This is a genomic window from Phenylobacterium sp., from assembly GCF_035309685.1.
Classification (GTDB): Bacteria; Pseudomonadota; Alphaproteobacteria; order Caulobacterales; family Caulobacteraceae; genus Phenylobacterium.
Map to the genome: position 1 here is coordinate 16,626 of NZ_DATGEX010000061.1, position 18,998 is coordinate 35,623.

An 18,998-nucleotide genomic window follows, 5' to 3' on the forward strand; every position below is an offset into this window, starting at 1 on the left:
GCCCGCTACACGGGCTCTTCACGCCGAACCGATAAATGTACATTTGTAGTTTCATTTGAATTACAAATGTAGTTTCATCCCCTCGAAGCGGCAGAGGGGATTTCATGGCAAAGCGAGCAAGCGGCATTCTGGCGGCGGCGCTGGCCGTATCGGCCTTCGCGGCGCAGGCGCAGGAGGCGCCGCAGGATCCGGCGCCGGCGAAACCCGCCGAGGCGCCGGCGAAGCCCGCAACCGGGCGCACGGTCGAAAGCGTCACCGTCACCGGCGCCTCGCAAAACGGCTTCCGCAGCGAGATCGACCGCAAGAGTTACGGCATCGCCAGCGATCTGCAGACCACCACCGGCTCGATCAGCGACGCGCTGCGCAACATCCCCTCGGTGGAGGTCGACCCACAGGGCAATGTCAGCCTGCGCGGCGACAGCAACGTCACCATCCTCTTGGACGGCAAGCCCTCGGGCCAGTTCAAGGGCGCCAGCGCCGGCCAGGCCCTGCAGGCCCTGCCGGCCGACAGCATCGAGCGGGTGGAGGTGATCACCAACCCCTCGGCCGAGTTCTCGCCGGAAGGGACCGCCGGGATCATCAACCTGATCAGCAAGAAGACCCGCAAGGCCGGCGCGACGGGCTCGATGCGGGCGAGCCTTGGCAACCATGGCCGCCGCCAGGCCGGGATCACAGCTGCCTACAATTCCGAGAAGCTGGCGCTGTCCGGCGATATCAACGGCCGCTACGACCCGCAGAGCGCCGGGGGTCTGGACACCCGGGAGATCCTCGACGGCCAGGGCCACGTGCTGAGCACCAGCCAGACCCGCAATCTGGGCTCGGGCCATCTGGACCGCTGGGGGGCGCACGCCAGCGCCGACTACGATCTGGACGCCCATACCCGCATCGGCGGCGACATCCGCTTCAGCCACATCGACATCGACCAGGGTCCCGAGGCGATCTTCCAGGCGCAGGACCCCACGGGCGCCGTCATCCAGGCCTTCAACGAGCCCGGGCATATTATCTTCGGCCTGGGCGACGGCGCGGTGCAGGCGAACTTTCGCAGAAGCTTCGGCGGCGACGACCACACGCTCACGGTCAACCTGTCGCGCGAGCACATCGACGACGTGCGCACCGAGTCCTTCGACCGGATCGCCACCGCGCCAACGGCGTCCGAGGTCTTCACCAGCCTTGCCACCCGCAACGCCCAGAACCAGAGCGAGCTGAAGGCCGACTATGTCCGGCCCATGCCGGCCGACGGCAAGCTGAAGGCCGGCTACGACCTGCGGCTCGACGACAACCGCTACGACAACGAGGGCCTGATCGGCGCCTCGGCCGCGACCGCCCGGCCCGACGCGACCCAGAGCAACCTCTTCCTCTACAAACAGACCGTCGCCGCGGCCTACCTGACCTATGAACAGCCGGCCGGCGACTGGACGGTGCTGGGCGGGCTTCGGCTCGAGAACGTCGACCTGGCCCTGAACCAGGTCACCACCGGCGAGGCGCATGACACCAGCTACTTCCGCGCCTATCCGTCCCTGCACCTCGCCTACAAGCTCCCCGACGCCCAGCAGCTCAGCCTGAGCTATTCGCGGCGCGTGCAGCGGCCGCAGCCGGAGGACCTCAACCCGTTCCCGGTCTCCTACGGCCCGCTGACCTTGCAGGCCGGCAACCCCAACCTGCAGCCGCAGACCACCGACAGCTTCGAGGCCGGCTATCAGTACCGCGCGGCGGGGACCTTCTACCTGGCGACCCTCTACTACCGGCGCAACGAGCACGGGGTGACGAGCGTGGTGACCGCCGAGCCTGGCGGGGCGCTGCTGACCACCCAGGCGAACCTCAGCAGCAGCCAGGCGGCGGGGCTGGAGCTGGTGGCCAACGGCCATCTGACCAAGACCCTGAGCTACAGCCTCTCGACCAACCTCTATTGGAACGAGATCGACGCGCAGAGCGACGGCCTGCAGCAGCTGCTGGACTTCGCCGGGCGGCGATCGGCCTTCGAGGTCGGTGGGCGCGCCAGCCTGACCTGGCAGCCGACGGCGAACGACACCTTCCAGGCCAACACCAATCTCAACGCCAAGCGGCTGACGCCGCAGGGCTTCGTCGAGCCCTTCGCGGTCACCTACCTCGGCTATCGCCACAAGTTCAGCGACGAGCTGTTCGGCGTCGTCACCATCCAAGACCCCTTCGAGGGCGTGCGATTCCGCCAGACCAGCTCGACGCCGATCCTGCGCGACCACAGCGACGGCCACGTCCACATCCGCGGCATCTTCTTCGGCGTCACCCGGAACTTCGGCGCAGGACCCAAGAAGCCGAAAGAGCCGGGCTTCGACTTCGGCGGCGGCGAATAGCGGCGTTGAACAAGCTTCACCGCCGCATAGCCGCCACGATCCGGGCTTGGTTCGACCTTTCTGGGCGCGCCTCCTGGCTGAGCTCGGCTGGGCCCGGGGGACAGGCCGAGGATTTCGGTTCGGTTATACTCTTGTGACCGTCCTGACTTAGAAGCACGCCCTCGACCTGGGGGGCCCTGTGCGAGCACGAGTAAGCGTCCTGCTGGCGACCGCCTTCGCCGCGGCGGCGTCCACCGCCCACGCGCAGACCCAGACCCCGCAGAGCCCAGCGCCGCCGGCCGCCAACGGCAAGGCCCCGGCCAAGCCTGCCGCCGCGCCGGCCAAGAAGGCTCAGCCCGCCGCCAAGACCGTAGACGAGGTCACCGTCACCGGCGCCTCGACGCAGGGGTTCCGCTCCTCCATCGACCGGCGCAGCTACGGCATCGCCCAGGACCTGGCGACCACCACCGGCACGATCAGCGACGCGCTGAAGAACATTCCGTCGGTCGAGGTGGACGTGCAGGGCAATGTCTCGCTGCGCGGCGACACCAACGTCACCATCCTGGTGGACGGCAAGCCCAGCGCGCTGTTCCGCGGCCAGAGCGCGGCCCAGGCGCTGCAGTCCCTGCCGGCGGACTCGGTGGAGCGGGTGGAGGTGATCACCAATCCCTCGGCGGAGTTCTCGCCGGACGGCTCGGCCGGGATCATCAACCTGGTGATGAAGAAGGTGCACCGGGTCGGGGAGTCCGGCAGCGTGCGCTACAACGTGGGCACGGCCGGGCGGCGCAACGGCGGGGTTTCCGGCGCCTACAGCTCCGACGCGCTGACGCTCTCCGGCGACGCCGGCTTCCGTCACGACCCGCAGCATCCGGTGACAGTCGACCAACGCAGCCAGTTCGACGCCTCGGGCAATCAGCTTTCGAACACCCGTGAGACCATCGACAATCGCGGGCCGCTGGACCAGTGGAACGCGCGGGGCGGGCTGGACTACGACCTCAACAAGAAGGACCGGCTGTCCGCCGAGATCCACGCCAACCAGACCGAGTTGGCCCTCGTCAATCTCACGGATCTCGAGGGGCTGGACCCCAAGGGCCTGGTCAACGAGAAGTTCGACCAGTCCGGCTTGAACAAGAGCGTGCGCGACAACCTTGGCGCCAACGCTAGCTGGCGCCACACCACGAGCTACGACGACGAACTTTCGGCCAGCGCCAGTCACGAGACGACCTTCGAGCGCGGCGAGACGGAGTTCACCGCGGTCGAGAGCGAACCGCCCGAACCGGACCTGTTCCAGGACATCCGCGGCCACAACCGGCTCGACCTGACCGACCTGCGCGCCGACATGCGTCGCCCGCTGCCGGGCGACGCCAAGCTGAAGGCCGGCTACGAGCTGCGCATCGACGACAACAGCTACGACAGCGTCGCCGAACGGGGGACCGCGGCGGCGAACGCAGGCCCCGATCCGACGCTCACCAACCTCTTCCTCTACAAGCAGACGATCAACTCGGGCTACGTGACCTACGAGCGGCCGTTCGGCGACTGGACCGTGCTGGGCGGCCTGCGCGTCGAGGACGTGGAGCAGGACCTCAATCAGGTCACCACCGCCATCGTCCACAACTCGAACTACCTGCGGGCCTATCCGACCCTGCACCTGAACTACCGTTGGTCCGATAGCCAGCAGATCACGCTGAGCTACAGCCGGCGCATCCAGCGGCCCAATCCGTCAGACCTCAATCCTTTCCGGATCGAGCAGGACCAGTTCAATTTCCGGGCCGGCAATCCGGGCCTGAAGCCGGAGCGCACCGACAGCTTCGAAGCGGGCTGGCAGTACCGCGCGGGCGGCACGTTCTACCTGGCGACCGCCTATTACAGGGTCTCGGCCAACGACTTCACCGACGTGATCAGCGACGTGGGCGGCGGCGCCCTGCTGGCGACCAAGGAGAACCTGGCGTCTTCGAAGCACGCGGGGCTGGAGCTGGTGGCCAACGGCCACCTGACCAAGGACCTCTCCTACAACGTCTCGACCAACGTCTACTATGCCGAGATCGACCCGGGGAATTTCCCGCTTGCGACAGCGCTCGGCATCCTGGGCGACCGCTCGGCGATCGAGGGCGGTGGGCGCTTCAGCCTCAACTGGAACGCCACGACGAAGGACGTCTTCCAGGCGAGCGGCCAGATGAACGCCCGCCGGCTGACGCCGCAGGGCTACAGCGATCCGCAGGTCATCACCTTCCTAGGCTACCGGCATAAGGTCACCGACCAGTTCGCGGTGGTGTTCAACGTCCAGGACGCTTTCAACACCTTCAACGCCCGCAATTTCATCAACACGCCGCAGCTGCGCGATCGGTCGATTTCGACAGCGCGCATCCAGGCGGCCTATTTGGGCTTCAGCTGGAATTTCGGCAGCCCGCCGAAGCCCACGCGCCCGCCGCCTCCGCCGCCCGAGCCGGAGCCCGAGGCGATCCACGGCTAGGCGACGGCGGGCGCGGCCACGGGCCCCCGCTCCGGCGGGCGGAAGAAGGCGGCGAGCAGCAGGATCGCCACCACCGCCATGCCGGCGGGGACCAGGAACAGGCTGCGGTAGTCGACCATCTTGGTCGCCGGATCGGTCCAGTGGGCGATCAGCGCCGGGAAGAGGAAGCTCGCGCCCACATTGCCGATCCCCAGGATCAAGAGGTTGAACAGCCCCTGGGCGCTGGACCTGACGTCCTTCGGGAAGGCGGCGTCCACGAAGATGTACACCGTGGCGAAGAAGAAGGCGTAGCAGACGCCGTGCAGCAGCTGCACCGCCACGATGGTCGGCACGCTGTCGGCGAAGAAGGCGAACACCGTGAAGCGGGCAGCGTGGCCGAGGATTCCCACCATCATGGTGGTCTTCCAGCCCAGCTTCGCGAGCACGCCGCCCAGCACGAACATGGTCACGATCTCGGCCAGCTGGCCCAGGCTCAGCACGATCATCGAGAGGTTGCCGGCGATGCCGACGCGGTTGGTCAGGAAGTTGTCGGCCATCACGAAATAGCCGTTGTGGATCACGCTATCGATGAAGGTGACCAGGAACAGCACGCCCACGAACGGCACGCCGAGCAGCTTGATCGCCTCGCGCCAGGCCAGCGGATCGGCGGCTTGCGCGTCCTTCTTGGGCGGGGTGTGCGGCAGGGTCAGGCTGTAGGCGGCGAGCGCGAAGGAGACGATGGCGGCCACCAGGAAGATCCAGCGCACCTGCGCCGCGTCGGCCTTGGCGCCCAGCAGGAAGACGAACGGCCAGCTCACTAGCACCCAGCCCACCGTGCCGCCCATGCGCACGGTTCCGAAGTCCTTGGCCGGGTCCTTCAGGTTGGCGAAGGCGATGGAGTTGGAGACCGAGAGCGTCGGCACATAGAGCAGGCTGAACACCAGATAGGCCGCGAAGAACGGCCAGAAGCTGGTCAGGAAGGCGCAGGCGGCCAGCGCCAGGCCGCCGATCAGGTGGCTGGCGGCCATGAACCGCTCGGCGGCGAAGTTGCGGTCGGCGAACTGGTTGGAGAAGAAGATGCCGGCCACCGCGGCGATGCCCCAGGCGCTGCCGACGAGGCTCTGCTGCCAGGGCGCGAACCCCAGCATGCCCATGTAGGGGAACAGCTTGGGCGCCCAGGCGCCCCAGACCGCCAGCTGCAGCACCATCATCACAAAAAGCTGCATGCGGACGGTCATCTTCGCCTCCCCCTCGCGCAGGTCTCGCTGCCTCGCTCGGCCTATCGATTACACGGTTTGCGCCGCGACGCACCTGTCACGATCCGCTCGGCGAAGGCCGCGCCGCCAACGCGGTTTGACCTCTCTCGCGGGCGGCGCCAAGTTCGCGCAAAGTCAGTGGTTCGCGGGGGAAATGAAGAGATGGCGCAGGCAAATGAAGCGCCGCCGCCCTTGCGCATCGGCTTCATCGGCTCCGGCTTCATCGCCAAGTTCCACGTCAAGAGCTTCGCCTCGGTCCGCCACGCCCAGATCACCGGCATCTTCAGCCCGACGCAAAAGCACCGCGAGGCGCTCGTCGCCGAGGTCAACGAGATGGAGCTCGGTCCCTGCCGGGGCCACGCCAGCCTGGAGAGCCTGCTTTTCGCCGACGACGTGGACGCCATCTGGCTGTTGGTCCCCAACGACCGGCGGCTGGAGGCCATGCAGGCCGTCCACGATGCGGTGAAGTCCGGCAAGTCCAAGGTCCGCGCCATCGCCTGCGAGAAGCCGCTCGGCCGCACGCTGGCCGAGGCGCGCGAGGTGTTGCGCCTCGCCGAAGACGCCGGCCTCGCCCACGGCTATCTGGAGAACCAGGTGTTCTCTTCCGCCGTCGAGCGCGGCAAGGAGGTGATCTGGCGCCGCGCCGTCCCCGCGTCGGGCCGCCCCTACCTGGCCCGCGCCGCCGAGGAGCACTCCGGCCCGCACGAGCCCTGGTTCTGGCAGGGCGACAAGCAGGGCGGCGGCGTGATGAGCGACATGATGTGCCACTCCGTCGAGGTCGGCCGCTTCCTGCTGACCAAGCCCGACGCGCCGCGCGACAGCCTGACGGTCAAGACGGTGCAGGGCTCCGTGGGCTACCTGAAGTGGACCCAGGCCAAGTACGCCAAGGCGCTGGCCCACGACTTCAAGGGCGTCGAGATGCGGGCCCATCCGGTGGAGGACTTCGCCCGCGCCACCATCGTCCTGGAGGACGAGACCGGCCAGGAGCTGATCGTCGAGGCCTCGACCTCCTGGTCCTACGTCGGCCCCGGCCTGCGCATCGACCTGGCCCTGCTGGGCCCGGAATACGCCATGGAATTCTCGTCGCTGAACCCCAGCCTGAAGGTCTTCCTGTCGCGCGCCATCACCGGCGAGGGCGGCGAGGACCTGGTGGAGAAGCAGAACGCCGAACAGGGCCAGATGCCGATCGTCGAGGACGAGGCCGGCACCTACGGGTACATCGGCGAGAACCGCCACATGGTCGACTGCTTCCGCCATGGCCGCACGCCGATCGAGACCTTCGAGGACGGCGTCGAGGTCACCAAGATGGTCATGGCGCTCTACAAGTCCGCCGAGACCGGCTGTGCGGTGAGCCTGCCCGACGAGACCCTGGAAACCTACGTGCCGCTGCCCGCGCGAATTGGAGCCTAGACCATGGCGACCGACAATTACGACGCGATCATCGTCGGCTCCGGGGCGGGCGGCGGCATGAGCGCCTATCACCTGACCAAGTCGGGCCTGAAGGTCCTGCTACTGGAGGCTGGGCGCAACTACGACCCGCGCGTCGAGACCCCGATGTTCAACACCAACGCCGAGGCGCCGCTGCGCGGCGTCTCGACGCCGGACAAGCCCTTCGGCTTCTATGACGCGACCGTCGACGGCGGCTGGCAGGTGCCCAACGAGCCCTACACCGTGGCCGAGGGGTCGGAGCCCTTCATCTGGTGGCGGCCCCGGATGCTGGGCGGCCGGACCAACCACTGGGGCCGCATCGCGCTCCGCTTCGGCCCGCTCGACTTCAAGCCCTACAGCCGCGACGGCCTGGGCTACGACTGGCCGATCACCTACGACGACGTGGCCCCCTGGTACGACAAGACCGAAAAGCTGATCGGGGTCAGCGGCGCGGCGCCGGCCCGTGGCCTGCTCAACACGCCCGACTCGCCGGCCGGCTGTCTGATGGAGGCCGCGCCGCCCAGGGCCTTCGAGCTGTTCTACGAGCGCGCCTTCCGCAAGATGGGCGTGCCGGTCATCCCGATGCACGGCGCGGTGGTCACCGGCCAGATGGAGGGGCGCAACACCTGCCTCTTCGCCACGCCCTGCGGCCGCGGCTGCGCCATCGGGGCGAACTTCCAGTCGACCACCGTCCTGCTGCCGCCAGCCATGGCCACCGGCAACCTCACGATCCGCACCGACGCGCTGGTCTACCAGGTGGACATGGACAAGGGCGGCAAGGCCAAGGGGGTCTCCTTTGTCGACCGCAAGACCGGCGAGCACCACTCGGTCACAGCCAAGTCGGTGATCCTGGCGGCCGGCTCCGGCGAGACGGCCCGTATCCTCCTGAACACCAAGACCTCGGCCTTCCCCAATGGCCTGTGCAACACCCACGGCATGGTCGGCCGCTATCTGATGGACAGCGTCGGCACCGGGGTCACCGGCCAGTTCCCGGCGCTGGAGGGCCTGCCGCCCACCAACGACGACGGGCAGGGCACGCAGCACACCTACATTCCCTGGTGGGGCTACGAGAAGCAGAAGGAGCTGGGCTTCGCGCGCGGCTACCACATCGAAATCGGCGGCGGCCGCCACATGCCCTCTATGGGCATGGCGGGCCTCCTGGGCGGCGACGAAAGCCTGGTCGGCGACGCCCTGCGGGGCGCGCTTCGCCAGAAGTTCGGCTCGACCATCGGCTTCGACGGCCGCGGCGAGATGATCCCCAACGACGACTGCTATTGCGAGATCGATCCGGTGGTGAAGGACAAGTGGGGCATCCCGGTCCTGAAATTCCACTGGAAGTGGGGCGACCACGAGACCAACCAGGCGGCGCATGCGGTGAAGACCTTCCTGCAGGTCATCGACATCCTGGGCGGCAAGCCCGAGGGCCACGTCGAGACCGACGGCAAGAAGGCCATCTCCAAGGGCGGCGAGATGATCCACGAGATCGGCACCGCGCGCATGGGCCACAACGACAAGGACTCGGTGGTCGACCAGTACGGCCGCTCCTGGGCTGTGCCGAACCTGTTCATCATGGATGGGGCGACCATGGTTTCCAGCCCCGACAAGAACCCGACGCTGTCGATCCTGGCGCTGGCCTGGCGCAGCGCCGACAACATGGCGACTCTGGCCAAGCAGGGGGCCCTATGAGCGACGCACCGGAAGCCCCCGAAACTGGGCCCTATGTCTCCAAGATCGACCGGCGCACCGCGCTCGCCTGGATCGGCGTGGTCGGCGCCGCGACCGCTGTCGGCGCCGGCGTGGTGGTCTACGGCCCGCTGAAGGGCGGCGAGAAGGTCACCCGCGGCTACGGCACCGACCCCAAGCTGACCAAGCCGGAAAAGGCGCCCTGGTCGCGGATCATGATCCCTGAGCAGCTGCAGACCGCCGCGCTCCTCGCCGACTACATCCTGCCGGCCAATGCGACCGCGCCGTCGGCCAGTTCGCTCGGCGTGCCGGACTTCATCGACGAATGGGTCAGCGCGCCCTATCCGGACCAGGTCCGCGACCGGCCGGTGATCATGAACGGGCTGAACGCCATGGGCGCGAAGCTCAACAAGGCCTCGCCCGCCGACCGGGCGACGGCGCTGGCGGCGCTGTCGGCGTCCACCGATCCCAACACCAAGAAGTTTTGGAAGAAGTTCCGCCACCTGGTGATCGGCGCCTATTACACCACCGACGCCGGGTTCAAGGACATCGGCTACATCGGCAATGTGCCGCGCACCTCCGACCCCGGCCCCTCGGCCGAGGTGAAGGCGGCGCTGGACGCGCAATTCAAGAAACTCGGCCTTTGAGGAATCCCCGGATGAAAGCGCTCGCTCTCGGTTTCTGCCTGGCGGTCCTCGCGACCTCGGCCTTCGCGGCGGAAGCGCCCAACACCCTGACTCCCGCCGAAAAGGCCGGCGGCTGGAAGCTGTTGTTCGACGGCAAGACCACCGCGGGCTGGAAGGGCTTCAAGACCGATGCGCCGGACGCCGGCTGGAAGGTCGCCGACGGGACCCTCGGCCCGACGAAGGGCGTCTCCAAGGACATCGTCACCAAGGAGAATTTCGAGAACTTCGACCTCAGCTTCGACTGGAAGATCAGCCCCATGGGCAATTCAGGCGTGATGTACCACGTGATCCCGGTGGGCGACGAGACCTACCAGAGCGGTCCGGAGTACCAGCTGCTGGACAACGCCCACGGCGAGCAGCCGGTAGAGCAGGCCTCGGCGGCCTACTATCTCTTTGCGCCGTCGAAGGACATGACCAAGCCGGTGGGCGAGTGGAACCACGGGCGGATCGTCGTCGATCACGGCAAGGTGCAGCACTGGCTGAACGGTGTGAAGGTCGTCGAATACGACCTGAACTCGGCCGAGTTCAAAGCCCGCGTCGCGGCCACCAAGTTCAAGCGCTGGCCGCAGTTCGCCACCGGCAAGTCGGGCGCCATCGCGCTGCAGATGCACGGCGACCCGGTCTGGTTCCAGAACATCAAGATCAAGGTCCTCAAGTAAGGCCCGCGCCAAACGCGGCGGGCCGCGCTAGTTTCCCACCGTGAATCGCCAGCCGCTGAGCCCTCGTGACCGCTGAATCCAAGCCTGCCCCGGCGGCCAAGTCCTCGGGCCTGATCCGCTCGTCGCTGATCTATTCCAGCTTCACGATGCTGAGCCGGTTCACCGGCCTGCTGCGCGACCTGGCCATCGGTTACACCATGGGAGCCAGCGCGACCTTCGTGGCCGACGCCTTCAACACCGCCTGGGCCTTCCCGAACCTGTTCCGGCGGATTTTTGGCGAGGGCGCCTTCGCCGCGGCCTTCGTGCCGGCCTATTCGCGCAGCCTCGAGACCGACGGCGAAGAGGTCGCCGACGTGCTGGCCGCCGACGCCATGGCGACGCTCGCCGCCGCCAGCATCTTCGTCACCGTCGTGGCCGAGCTCGCCATGCCGTGGCTGATGTATCTGATCGCGCCCGGCTTCGCCGCCAACCCGGAGAAGTTCCGGCTGGCGGTGGTGCTGACCCAGATCACCATGCCGTACCTGCCATGCATGGCGATCTACGCGCACCTTTCGGGCGTGCTGAACGCCCGGAACCGCTTCGTGCTGTCGGGCGCCGCGCCGGTGCTGCTGAATCTGTGGACCCTGGTCGCGGTGCTGCCGGCGCACACGGCGCAGCAGGCCGCGGTGTTCGGCTCCTGGGGCATCGTCGTGGCGGGCGTCAGCCAGGCGGCCCTGCTCTGGTGGGGCGTGCGGAAATCGGGCGCCCATGTCGACGTCCGCTGGCCGCGCCTGACGCCGGAGATCAGGAAGCTGATCGGCTTGGCCGTCCCCGGCGCCATCGCCGCCAGCGCCACCCAGATCAGCGTCTTCGTCTCGGGCATCCTGGTCAGCCAGGTGAACGGGGCGCGGTCCTGGCTGTTCTACTGCGACCGGCTCTACCAGCTGCCCCAGGGCCTGATCGGGGTGGCCATCGGCGTCGCCCTGCTCCCCAAGCTGTCGCGCTCGATCCACGCGCACGACGAGGCGGGCGCACGGGCCGCCATGGACGAGGCGGTGCTGTTCTCCATGGCGTTTGCGCTGCCTTGCGCTGTCGCCCTGGTGACCATCCCCTTCTTCCTGATCGACGGCATGTACACGCGCGGCCAGTTCACCGTGAACGACGCCCACCAGACGGCGAACGCCCTGTTCTTCTACGGCTGGGGCGTGCCGGCCTTTGTCGCCGCCCAGCTGTTCAACCGCGCCTTCTTCGCCCGCCAGGACACCAGGACCCCGATGCGGCTGGGCCTGGTCTCGGTGGGGGTGAATGTCGCGGTCGGGGTGACGCTCTTCTACCTGATCGGGGTGCCAGGGGTGGCGGCGGCGACCACGGTGGCCTGGTGGACCAATGTGGCGATGATGGCGACGACGCTCGCCAGCCGATCGCACTATCGTCCGGCGCCGGAAGCCATCGCGCGGCTCCTGCGCATCCTGGTCGCCAATGTGGCGCTGGGCGCCCTGCTGTTCGCCGCCGGCCACTGGCGAAACCACATCCAGGGCCTGTTCGGGCATTTCCATCTGGGCCGGATCGGGGCCAAGGAGTTCGCCGTGGGCCTGGTCGCCGTGGCGGCCGGCGCGGTCTATCCGGCGCTGCTGTTCGGGACCGGCGGCATGACGCTGAGCGAAGTGCGCGGCGCTCTGCGCAGCCGCCGCGTCAAGCCCGAGGACTTGTCGTGACCGCCCGGGGAGACTATTCCGCGGCCATGGTTTCTCCGGTGCGCAACCTCTGGCGATGGCGCTGAGCCGCTCCACCCATTGATCGCGGGCCTTGCGCCCTCACGCCCTTTCTCCGAGAAGCCAGTTCCATGACCGACCAAGCTCCCGCGCCCTTCACGGGCAAACCCCGCGTGCTCTCCGGCGTGCAGCCGACCGGCGACCTGCACCTGGGGAACTATCTCGGCGCCCTGGTGAAGTTCGCCCGCCTGCAGCACGAGATGCAAACTTTCATTTTTGTCGCCGACCTGCACGCGCTCACCGAATGGACCGATCCCAAGAAGCTGAAGTCCAACGTCCGCGAGATCGCCGCGGCCTATCTGGCGACCGGCCTCGACCCCAAGGTCGCCACCATCTTCGCCCAGTCGGCCGTGCCGGCTCACGCCGAGCTCGCCTGGGTGTTCAACTGCGTGGCGCGTCTCGGCTGGCTCGACCGGATGACCCAGTTCAAGGACAAGGCCGGCAAGCACAAGGAGCGCTCCAGCGTCGGGCTCTACACCTATCCCGTCCTGCAGGCCGCCGACATCCTGGTCTACAAGGCGACCCACGTGCCGGTGGGGGAGGACCAGCGCCAACACCTGGAACTGACCCGGGACATCGCCCAGAAGTTCAACCACGACTTCGAGCAGCCGGGCTTCTTCCCCCTGCCGGAGGCCCTGACCCAGGGGCCGGGCGCGCGGATCATGAGCCTGCGCGACGGGGCGGTGAAGATGTCCAAGTCCGACCCCTCGGACAATTCGCGGATCAACCTCACCGACGAGGCCGACGCCATTTCGCAGAAGATCCGCAAGGCCAAGACCGACGCGGAACTCCTGCCGGAAAAACTCGAGGACCTTGCCGGCCGTCCCGAGGCGCAGAACCTGATCGGGGTCTATGCGGCGCTCGCCGGGCGTTCGGCGCAGGAGGTGCTGAGCGAATTCGCCGGCCAGGGCTTCGGCAAGCTCAAACCCCAGCTCGCCGACCTCGCGGTCTCGGTGATGGGCCCGATCGGGGGCGAGATGCGCCGCCTGCTGGCCGACCCGGCCGAGATCGACCGCATCCTGGGCGCCGGCGCCGAGCGGGCGCGCGAGGTCGCCGCCCCGACGCTGGCCGAGGTCAAGCGCATCGTCGGCTACTGGGCGGGCTGAGCCTTGCGCGCAGCCGGAAGGCGCCGCACCGTCGCGCCATGAGCCAGCGCAAGTTCCTGGTCGTCGCCGACGACACGCCGGAATTCCAGGCGGCGCTGCGTTTCGCCTGCCGCCGCGCGCGCTCCACCGGCGGGTACGTGGCGATCCTGCGGGTCATCGAGCCGGAATATTTCGAGCACTGGTCGGGCGTGCGCGAGGAGATCGAACGCCAGGCGCGCGAAGAGGCCGAGGCCTTGCTGCAGACCTCGGCGGCGCTCGTCCAGGCCGAGACCGGCCTGCCGCCGGAGTTCATCATCAAGAACGCCGAAAACGTCCGCGCGGCGCTGCGCGAGGTGATCGGCGCCGATCCCGACATCAAGATCCTGGTGCTGGCCGCCGCGGTCGGCGGGCGCGGCCCCGGCCCGCTGGTCGCCTCGCTCGCCAAGGAGGGCGTCACCTGGGGCGCGCGCAAGGTGCCGGTGACCCTGGTGCCCGGCGACCTCACCGACGCCGAGATCGCCGATCTGGCGTAGGTTTCAAACCACGAAATACACGAAATACACGAAAGGGGCCGCGCCGCCGCGAGCGCAGCTCACCCGCGAATTGGCATCTGTATCGGGGAAAAGGGGCCTGCGGCCGGCCCGTCGCGGAGGCGCTTTCGTGCATTTCGTGTATTTCGTGGTTTCAAATTGGACCTTGCGACGACACCCGCGGCCCGCCACATCTTCCCCATGTTCATCCAGACCGAGCCGACCCCGAACCCCGAGGTCCTGAAGTTCCTGCCCGGCCGCGACGTCATGGGCGAGGGCACGCGCGATTTCCGCGACGCTGAAGCCGGCGCCGCCTCGCCGCTCGCCGCCGAGCTGTTCGCCATCGAGGGCGTCGAACGGGTGTTCTTCGGGCCCGACTTCCTGACCGTCGGCAAGACGCAGGCCCACGACTGGAGCCACCTGAAGGCCCCGATCCTGGCGGCGATCATGGACCATTTCACCTCCGGCCTGCCGCTGTTCGCGGGCGCGGACGACCAGGCCGGCGGTCACGACGAAGGCGTCTACGAGGGCGAAACCGCCCAGATCGTCGCCGAGATCAAGGACCTGCTCGACACCCGCATCCGCCCGGCGGTGGCGCAGGACGGCGGCGACATCCTGTTCAACCGCTTCGATGTGGCGACCGGCGTGGTCTATCTGAACATGCGCGGCGCCTGCTCCGGCTGCCCGTCCTCCTCGGCGACGCTGAAGGCGGGCGTGGAGAACATGCTCAAGCACTATGTGCCGGAAGTGACGGGCGTTGAACAAACGCTCTAGAACGAGCGCGTGATCGTCCTTGGCCTGGATACCTGTCTCTCAAGCTGCTCGGTCGCCGTGCTGGACGGCGCGCGCATCGTCGCGTCGGCGCGCGAGGTCATGGCGCGCGGGCATCAGGAGCGGCTGGCGCCGATGGCCCGCGATGTGATGGCGGACGCGGGCCTGGCCTTCGACCGCCTGGACCGCGTCGCCGTCACCGTCGGGCCGGGCTCGTTCACCGGCCTGCGGGTCGGCATCGCGTTTGCCAAGGGGCTGAGCCTGGCGCTCGGCAAACCCGCCGTCGGGATCGGCACGCTGGAGGCCCTGGCCGCCGAGGCGCCCGGTCTCGTGTTCCCCGCCATCGACGCGCGCCGCGGCCAGCTCTACCTGCAGGCCTTCGAGGACGGCGCCGCCCTGATGGCGCCCGATGCGCTGACCGCCGAGGTCGCCGCCGCGCGCCTGGCGGAACTGTCGCGAGGCCGGCCCTTCACCCTGGTCGGCTCCGGCGCGCCGCTGCTGGCCGACTTCGCCCCGTCCGCCGCGGTGATCGCCGCCGAGGGCGCCGACGCCCGCCAGGTGGCGCGGCTGGCCGCGGGGCGCACGCCCGGACCGCTCAAGCCGCTCTATCTGCGCGCGCCTGACGCCAAGCTGCCGGCCGCCGCCGGGACGGGCGCGCCCGCATGAAGCTCATCCGCGCCACCGCGGCCGAGTGCGCCGCCATGGCGGCCGCCCACGCCGAGGCCTTCGCCGACAAGGCCTGGCGCGACGACGAGTTCGAGGACCTGCTGGAGGGCGAGGGGATCTTCGGCTTCCTGGCCGAGGATAGCCGGCCCGCCGGCGTCATCCTCTGCCGCGTCGCCGGCGGCGAGGTGGAGGTGCTGACCGTGGGCGTGACCCCGGCGGCCCGGCGGCGCGGCGTCGCCCAGGCCCTGATCCGCGCGGCCCTGGCGTCGGCGCGGGAGGCTCAGGCCAGCGAGGCCTTCCTGGAGGTCGCGGTGGACAACGAGGGCGCCATCGCCCTCTACGAGGCCCTGGGCTTCCGCCGCGCCGGCCTGCGCAAATCCTACTACGACCGCGGCGCGGCGGGCTTCACCGACGCCCTGGTGATGCGCCTCGACCTTAACGGCGCGTCCGCTTAGACCTATCTTGGTTTTGGGGGAATTGGAGAGGCCGGTGTCGGACCGCATCGAGAAGCTTTGCATCGAGAAGGGCATGCGCATGACCGAGCAGCGCCGGGTGATCGCCCGCGTGCTGTCGGAGGCCCACGACCATCCCGACGTCGAGGAACTGCACCGCCGCGCCCACGCGGTCGATCCGCACATCTCCATCGCCACGGTCTACCGGACCGTGCGCCTGTTCGATGAGGCCGGGATCATCACCCGCCACGACTTCCGCGACGGCCGCTCCCGCTATGAGGAGCACCCCGACCAGCACCATGACCACCTGATCGACATGAAGACCGGCAAGGTGGTGGAGTTCGTCGACGCCGAGATCGAGGCCCTGCAGGAGGCCATCGCCAAGCGCCTGGGCTACCGGCTGGTGGACCACCGCCTTGAGCTCTACGGCATGCCGGTCGAGGACTAGGCGAACTTGCGCCAGGGGGCCCGCGCCCCCATAACCCCGGCGATGTCCGCCCCCAAGCGCCTCTTCATCAAGACCTACGGCTGTCAGATGAACGTCTATGACAGCGAGCGGATGGCTGATGTCCTCAGCCCCCTGGGCTACGCCATGACCGAGACTCCGGACGGCGCGGACCTGGTGGTGCTGAACACCTGCCACATCCGCGAGAAAGCCACCGAGAAGGTCTATTCCGAGCTCGGCAAGCTGAAGGAGATGCGCGAGGAACGCCTCGCCGAGGGCGGGTCGCGGATGACCATCGCCGTCGCCGGCTGCGTCGCCCAGGCCGAGGGCAAGGAGATCATGCGCCGCCAGCCCGCCGTGGACCTGGTGGTCGGGCCGCAGGCCTATCACCAGCTGCCCGAACTGATCGCGCGCAGCCACCGCGCCCGCGGCGAGCGGCTGTCGGCTGATTTCGCCCCGGAAGACAAGTTCGACGCGCTGGCGCCGACCTCGCGCCGGGCGAGCGGGGTGACGGCCTTCCTGACCGTGCAGGAGGGTTGCGACAAGTTCTGCACCTTCTGCGTGGTGCCCTATACGCGCGGCCCCGAGTGGTCGCGCAGCCCGGAGACCATCGAGGCCGAGGCCCGTGACCTGGCGGCCCAGGGCGTGCGCGAGATCACCCTGCTGGGCCAGAACGTCAACGCCTATGCGGGAGAGGGCGGCCTGGCCGCGCTCGTGCGCCGGCTGGCGGCGATCCAGGGCATCGACCGCATCCGCTACACCACCAGCCATCCGCGCGACATGGACGAGGCGCTGATCGCCGCGCACGGCGAGGTCGCCGAGCTGATGCCGTACCTGCATCTGCCGGTGCAGTCCGGTTCGGACCGGATTCTCAAAGCGATGAACCGGGCGCATACCGCCGAAAGCTACCTGCGCGTGATCGAGCGCATCCGCGCCGCGCGGCCCGATATCGCCATCTCCGGCGACTTCATCGTCGGCTTCCCCGGCGAGCGCGAGAGCGATTTCGAGGCGACGCTCGCCCTCGTGCGCGAGGTCAATCACGCCACGGCCTTCAGCTTCAAATACTCGCGGCGTCCGGGCACGCCCGCCGCGGCCATGCCGGGCCAGGTGGCGGAAGCGGTGAAGGACGAGCGGCTGGCCAGGCTCAATGCCCTCCTGGACGAGCAGGCCCGCGCGTTCAACGCCGCCCAGGTCGGCAAGGTCCTGCCGGTGCTGTTCGAGCGGCCTGGGCGCCATCCTGGCCAGCTGATCGGCCGCAGCCCCTATCTGCAGGCGGTCCACGCCACGGCGCCGGATCGCTTGATCGGCCAAATCGTTCCGGTTCGGATCGAGGCCGCCGCCCGGATGAGCCTGGGCGGCGCGCTGGTCTCGCAGGAGTTGGAAACGGCGTGAGCCGAGCCCCCGAATTCATCACCCTGTCCGACGCGGCGGCGCGCGCGGTGGCCGGGGCCCATTCGCGCCACGCCGCCCTGATCGAGGACGCCTTCGACGTGCTGGTGGAGACGCCCGGCGGCGGGGTCTCGCTGACCGGCGACTCCAAGGGCCGCGCCCAGGCCAAGAAGGCGGTCCAGGCGATCGCCGAGCGCGCCGACCAGGGCCTCGACATCGCCGAGGCCGACGTTCGCGTGGCCATCGGCAACGCGCGATCCGGCGGCGCCGGCCCCGGAAACCTGCCGGTTGGACGCCGTGGCCAGGTCGCCCCCAAGACGGCGATGCAGGCGGAGTATCTGCAGGCGCTGGCCAAGAACGAGCTGGTCTTCGGCCTGGGCCCCGCCGGCACCGGCAAGACCTTCCTGGCGGTGGCGCATGGCGCGGGCCTGCTGCTGCGCGGCGAGGTCGACCGGCTGATCGTCTCGCGCCCCGCCGTCGAGGCCGGCGAACGCCTGGGTTTCCTGCCGGGCGACCTGACCGAGAAGGTCGATCCCTACATGGCGCCGGTCTGGGAGGCGCTGACCGACATCCTGGGCGCCGAGCAGCTGCGCCGCCGGCGCGAGAAGGGCGAGATCGAGGTCGCGCCCATCGCCTTCCTGCGCGGCCGCACGCTGGCGCATGCCTTCGTCATCGTCGACGAGGCGCAGAACGCCACCCGCCTGCAGATGAAGATGGTGCTGACAAGGCTCGGCGAAGGCGCGCGCATGGTGGTGACCGGCGACCCGACCCAGGTCGACCTGGTCAATCTGCGCGACTCCGGCCTGGCCCACGCCGTGGGCCTCCTGGAAGGCGTCAAGGGCATCGGCGTCACCCGCTTCACCGCCGAGGACGTGGTGCGCCACCCGCTGGTGGAGCGCATCGTGCGGGCCTACGACGCCGACGCGGCCAAGGCCCAGCCGGGACGCAGCCCTTGATCGACATCGAGATCGAAGACTCCGCCTGGACCGAGGCCCTGGCCGACGCGCACGCCCTGGTGCTCGCCGCCGCCGATGTGACCCTGGCCTCCGAGGGCGCGGTGGGCGAGGGCGTGAGCTTCCTGCTCACCGACGACCAGAGCCTGCGCGACCTGAACCGCCGGTTCCGCCAGCAGGACAAGCCGACCAATGTGCTCAGCTTCCCCGCGCCGCAGAACCCTGAGCGGTTCCTGGGCGATGTGGCGCTGGCCTACGGCGTCTGCGCCCGGGAAGCCGCGGAACAGGGCAAGCCGCTGAAAAACCACCTGCAGCATCTGGTGGCGCATGGGGTCTTCCACCTTCTAGGATATGACCACGAGACCGGCGCGCAGGCCGAGGAGATGGAAGGCCTGGAACGCGCCGTACTGGCGGGCCTGGGGATTCCCGATCCCTACGCCGCCGGTGAGGGAGAGAATGGCAGACCCCGACCCATCGGCTGAGGCG

At 68.8% G+C, this 18,998-nt stretch carries 17 protein-coding genes; 16 read left to right on the forward strand and 1 reads right to left on the reverse strand.

Features of this window, described 5'->3' with window-relative positions; translation table 11 throughout:
• The first annotated feature begins 104 nt into the window (after positions 1-104).
• Together VKQ35_RS18525 and VKQ35_RS18530 are read left to right on the forward strand one after the other, a co-directional pair.
• The gene (locus tag VKQ35_RS18525; RefSeq protein WP_324364199.1) at positions 105-2,330 is read left to right on the forward strand and encodes a TonB-dependent receptor domain-containing protein; all 2,226 of its coding nucleotides are present in this window, start codon (positions 105-107) and stop codon (positions 2,328-2,330) included.
• Between the two features lie 178 nt (positions 2,331-2,508).
• Positions 2,509-4,779: a TonB-dependent receptor domain-containing protein gene (locus tag VKQ35_RS18530; RefSeq protein WP_324364200.1), complete on the forward strand. Its 2,271-nt coding sequence runs from the start codon at positions 2,509-2,511 to the stop codon at positions 4,777-4,779.
• Here VKQ35_RS18530 and VKQ35_RS18535 read toward each other — a convergent pair.
• Positions 4,776-5,996, reverse strand: coding sequence for an MFS transporter (locus VKQ35_RS18535; protein WP_324364201.1), 1,221 nt, complete (start codon positions 5,994-5,996; stop codon positions 4,776-4,778). The genes VKQ35_RS18530 and VKQ35_RS18535 overlap by 4 nt on opposite strands.
• Before the next feature lie 180 nt (positions 5,997-6,176).
• Here VKQ35_RS18535 and VKQ35_RS18540 point away from each other — a divergent pair, with 180 nt between their 5' ends.
• The 14 genes from VKQ35_RS18540 to ybeY all read left to right on the forward strand — a co-directional run bounded on the left by VKQ35_RS18540 (position 6,177) and on the right by ybeY (position 18,994).
• Complete coding sequence (locus VKQ35_RS18540) at positions 6,177-7,424, forward strand: Gfo/Idh/MocA family oxidoreductase (protein ID WP_324364202.1); 1,248 nt, start codon at positions 6,177-6,179, stop codon at positions 7,422-7,424.
• Between the two features lie 3 nt (positions 7,425-7,427).
• A complete protein-coding gene (locus tag VKQ35_RS18545) occupies positions 7,428-9,128 on the forward strand; it encodes a GMC family oxidoreductase (protein WP_324364203.1) in 1,701 nt (566 codons plus the stop codon).
• Positions 9,125-9,772: a gluconate 2-dehydrogenase subunit 3 family protein gene (locus tag VKQ35_RS18550; protein WP_324364204.1), complete on the forward strand. Its 648-nt coding sequence runs from the start codon at positions 9,125-9,127 to the stop codon at positions 9,770-9,772. The genes VKQ35_RS18545 and VKQ35_RS18550 overlap by 4 nt, the downstream gene beginning before the upstream one ends.
• 11 nt (positions 9,773-9,783) lie before the next feature.
• A complete protein-coding gene (locus VKQ35_RS18555) occupies positions 9,784-10,470 on the forward strand; it encodes a DUF1080 domain-containing protein (RefSeq protein ID WP_324364205.1) in 687 nt (228 codons plus the stop codon).
• Between the two features lie 65 nt (positions 10,471-10,535).
• The gene (gene murJ / locus VKQ35_RS18560; protein ID WP_324364206.1) at positions 10,536-12,164 is read left to right on the forward strand and encodes a murein biosynthesis integral membrane protein MurJ; all 1,629 of its coding nucleotides are present in this window, start codon (positions 10,536-10,538) and stop codon (positions 12,162-12,164) included.
• A gap of 128 nt (positions 12,165-12,292) precedes the next feature.
• Positions 12,293-13,327 carry a tryptophan--tRNA ligase gene (gene trpS / locus VKQ35_RS18565; protein ID WP_324364207.1) on the forward strand — a complete coding sequence of 345 codons (1,035 nt, stop codon included), beginning with the start codon at positions 12,293-12,295 and terminating at the stop codon, positions 13,325-13,327.
• Positions 13,328-13,365: 38 nt separating this feature from the next.
• Positions 13,366-13,839, forward strand: a complete 474-nt coding sequence (locus VKQ35_RS18570; protein ID WP_324364208.1) for a universal stress protein — start codon at positions 13,366-13,368, stop codon at positions 13,837-13,839.
• 198 nt (positions 13,840-14,037) lie between these two features.
• Positions 14,038-14,610, forward strand: a complete 573-nt coding sequence (locus VKQ35_RS18575; RefSeq protein WP_324364223.1) for a NifU family protein — start codon at positions 14,038-14,040, stop codon at positions 14,608-14,610.
• A 12-nt stretch (positions 14,611-14,622) separates the two neighbouring features.
• A complete protein-coding gene (gene tsaB / locus VKQ35_RS18580) occupies positions 14,623-15,273 on the forward strand; it encodes a tRNA (adenosine(37)-N6)-threonylcarbamoyltransferase complex dimerization subunit type 1 TsaB (RefSeq protein ID WP_324364224.1) in 651 nt (216 codons plus the stop codon).
• Positions 15,270-15,728: a GNAT family N-acetyltransferase gene (locus tag VKQ35_RS18585; RefSeq protein ID WP_324364209.1), complete on the forward strand. Its 459-nt coding sequence runs from the start codon at positions 15,270-15,272 to the stop codon at positions 15,726-15,728. The genes tsaB and VKQ35_RS18585 overlap by 4 nt, the downstream gene beginning before the upstream one ends.
• Positions 15,729-15,801: 73 nt before the next feature.
• Positions 15,802-16,173: a Fur family transcriptional regulator gene (locus VKQ35_RS18590; RefSeq protein ID WP_324364225.1), complete on the forward strand. Its 372-nt coding sequence runs from the start codon at positions 15,802-15,804 to the stop codon at positions 16,171-16,173.
• A 42-nt stretch (positions 16,174-16,215) separates the two neighbouring features.
• Positions 16,216-17,562 carry a tRNA (N6-isopentenyl adenosine(37)-C2)-methylthiotransferase MiaB gene (gene miaB / locus VKQ35_RS18595; RefSeq protein WP_324364210.1) on the forward strand — a complete coding sequence of 449 codons (1,347 nt, stop codon included), beginning with the start codon at positions 16,216-16,218 and terminating at the stop codon, positions 17,560-17,562.
• Positions 17,559-18,515, forward strand: a complete 957-nt coding sequence (locus tag VKQ35_RS18600; protein ID WP_324364211.1) for a PhoH family protein — start codon at positions 17,559-17,561, stop codon at positions 18,513-18,515. The genes miaB and VKQ35_RS18600 overlap by 4 nt, the downstream gene beginning before the upstream one ends.
• Positions 18,512-18,994: an rRNA maturation RNase YbeY gene (ybeY, locus tag VKQ35_RS18605; protein ID WP_324364212.1), complete on the forward strand. Its 483-nt coding sequence runs from the start codon at positions 18,512-18,514 to the stop codon at positions 18,992-18,994. The genes VKQ35_RS18600 and ybeY overlap by 4 nt, the downstream gene beginning before the upstream one ends.
• Positions 18,995-18,998: the final 4 nt, after the last annotated feature.